The sequence below is a fragment of the Tenacibaculum sp. L6 genome, assembly GCF_028823685.1.
Taxonomy (GTDB): domain Bacteria; phylum Bacteroidota; class Bacteroidia; order Flavobacteriales; family Flavobacteriaceae; genus Polaribacter.
In genome coordinates this window covers 1-2,845 of record NZ_JAPEHZ010000116.1, presented here as the reverse complement: position 1 = coordinate 2,845, position 2,845 = coordinate 1, and the positions used below count along the sequence as shown (strand labels likewise).

Here is a 2,845-nt window from a genome sequence, read left to right as displayed (position 1 = left end):
GAAATCATGCAGGTAATGCATCAAGATTTTTTAGATATATTGGTGTGTGCTAACATTCGTTTTACACCTACTGAACTTATGGTTAGAAAACGTATAAAGCCTTGGACATCAACTATGAGTGTTTCTATTGAAATTTCTGACATTATAGCTTACCGTGCAGAAATTAGTTTCCGTCAATTTTTAACTACCCAAGATCAATTGGACTATGAGGTATATTATTTTGAAAACGGTTTAGACACCACACCTGTAAAAATTAAGCCAGAATCAGAAGAAATAACGATTGATAAAACAGAAGGACAAATACCCAAAGCTATTATTGATTTTAAAGTTAATAAAGGAGATTTAAAAAACAACAACAGAGCAGCACACATTGTATTTGTATGTAGGCTAGAGTTAGAAAAAGAGAAGTATTACCCAATAGATATTGAAGGTGAACAACGTTACATTGGAGCCAAATTTACTACCCAAGAAGAAGTACGTGATATACAAAGAGGTTTATTTAACAAAAAAATAATTAAAGATTCTGATTATCAGGGACCAGTAGCAATAGAGATACTTCCTAAATTATTATCTAAAGAGGCATGGAAGGATAAACCTTTTAAGAAAAAAGTGAATGATTGATATAAAGCTAGATAAAACTAAAGTAGCTACCCATAAAAGAAAAAAAACTAAAAAATCTGAACCTTTAGAGATAAGGACTTCTCCTTATAAAATTAATTTAAAGGATGTTGATTATTTTCTTTGCTTAAATGATAAATACTATGCTTTTGACTACTATGTTTTTAAAGATGATCTTAAGTGGGGAGGGGGTATAATATTATTTTCTATTATACTTCATTTTGGGGTTGGTGGAGCTTTTAGCTTTGAAGCTCCTTTCCCTATTACGGCTCCAATTTTCTTGTTCGGTTTGTGTTTTATTATTAAGACATTCATTATCAAAAATAGAAAGCTAATTTTATCAAGGATAGATGGGGTATTTTCGTATCCAAATTATATGTCCAATAAACCAGTAGTTATTCGCTTTAAAGAAGCAGCTCTTTTTTTTGCCTATAAAGGGAAAATGGCAATTCCTGTTTTAGTAGCTCCATATACGAATGTTAAATTTGGTGGTTTTACATTATCAACAGTTGATGTTAATAGTGAATTATCTTTTTACGTTTGGTATATGGATAAAAATCGTCCTTTACCACCAGGAGATGCTTTTGATGCGTATCGTCAAAAAGATTTTGAGCGTAGAAAAGCAGAGGGGTTTCCACCTCCGTTATATTATAGCTGCGGTATTCCTACCCCGGAAGCCACTCCAGAACAACAAGCTGAAAGAGAACAATATTGGAAAGACCAAGAGTACTATGCTCCGGATATTAAAAGACCTAAAGACTCAGAAATTTTTAATAAAAGAACCCATAAAAGTTGGAACCCGTGTGTTTTTGGAGAAAAAGAAGCGGTACTTGCTAACAAATGGTATGAATTTACCTTTGCTAACGGTAAAGTTGTATACATGCTTACCAACGAAAAAGGAGAAGGATTTCTTCCTCCTGAAGATGAAAAATATGAAGTAGCATCACTTACTTTAAAAGATACATGGTTTTAAATTAAAAATATTGGTAAAAAGGTTTATTTAACAAAAAAATAATTAAAGATTCTGATTATCAAGGACCAGTAGCAATAGATGTACTACCTAAATTATTATCTAAAGAGGCATGGAAAGATAAACCTTTTAAGAAAAAAGTGAATGATTGATATAAAGTTAGATAAAAATAAAATAACTACTTTTAAAGGAAAAGAACATAAAAAGGTTCTTTTCCTAGAAATAGAAAAAAGGCCAGAAGATAGATATTCTGATTTTAAAGAAGATTTCATTAGGATTGATGATGAGTATTATGTTTTTGATTATTATGATTTTAAAGGAGATTTGCAAACAGGCTTAGGGATAATTATCTTTTCAATTATACTTCATTTTTGGGCAGGGGGTAGTTTAGTAACTGGTCCTTTTTGGATTACAGGATTAATCTTTCTTGTAGGCTTATCTTTCATGATTAAACTTTTGGTAATTAAAGAGAAAAAATTAATTATGGATAGACTAGGTGGTTTATTTTCATACCCAAATTATTGGTCAAATACTCCAGTGATAGTAAATTTTAAAGACGCTATTTTTCTTAATGCACCACAAGGAAAAATGGGAGCTCCTTCATTAATGGCTCCATATTCTAATTGGAGAATCAATGGATTTATTTTAGCAGGAATAGAGGTTAAAAGTAAATTATCTTTTTTTGTTTGGTATATGGATAAAAACAGGCCTTTACCACCAGGTAAAACATTTGATCCGTATCGTCAAAAAGATTTTGAACGTAGAAAAGCAGAAGGATTTCCGCCACCATTATATTACAGTTGTGGTATTCCTACCCCAGAAGCCACACCAGAACAACAAGCTGAAAGAGAACAATATTGGAAAGACCAAGAGTACTATGCTCCGGATATTAAAAGACCTAAAGACTCAGAAATTTTTAATAAAAGAACCCATAAAAGTTGGAATCCATGTGTTTTTGGAGAAAAAGAAACGATACTTGCTAACAAATGGTATGAATTTACCTTTGCTAATGGTAAAATTGTATACATGCTTACTAACGAAAAAGGAGAAGGATTTCTTCCTCCAGAAGAGGAAAAATATGAAGTAGCATCACTTACTTTAAAAGATACATGGTTTTAAACTAAAAGTACTGATAAGAATGGTTATTGGAGTTTTTTTGTGTAAAAGCTTGTATGTAAGAAAACTATAACATATATTTACGTCACATAAGGCAATATTTGTTATCTTCTTTCTTCTTATAGAATGGCGCCAAAAAAT

3 protein-coding genes are annotated in these 2,845 nt (G+C 31.3%); all 3 read left to right on the top strand.

Features of this window, described 5'->3' with window-relative positions; translation table 11 throughout:
* A partial coding sequence (locus OU788_RS12090) for a hypothetical protein (protein WP_274635402.1) occupies positions 1-621 on the top strand: 621 nt, incomplete at its 5' end.
* Positions 614-1,591, top strand: a complete 978-nt coding sequence (locus OU788_RS12085) for a hypothetical protein (RefSeq protein WP_274635401.1) — start codon at positions 614-616, stop codon at positions 1,589-1,591. The genes OU788_RS12090 and OU788_RS12085, both read left to right, overlap by 8 nt.
* A gap of 141 nt (positions 1,592-1,732) precedes the next feature.
* Complete coding sequence (locus OU788_RS12080; protein WP_274635400.1) at positions 1,733-2,707, top strand: hypothetical protein; 975 nt, start codon at positions 1,733-1,735, stop codon at positions 2,705-2,707.
* Positions 2,708-2,845: the final 138 nt, after the last annotated feature.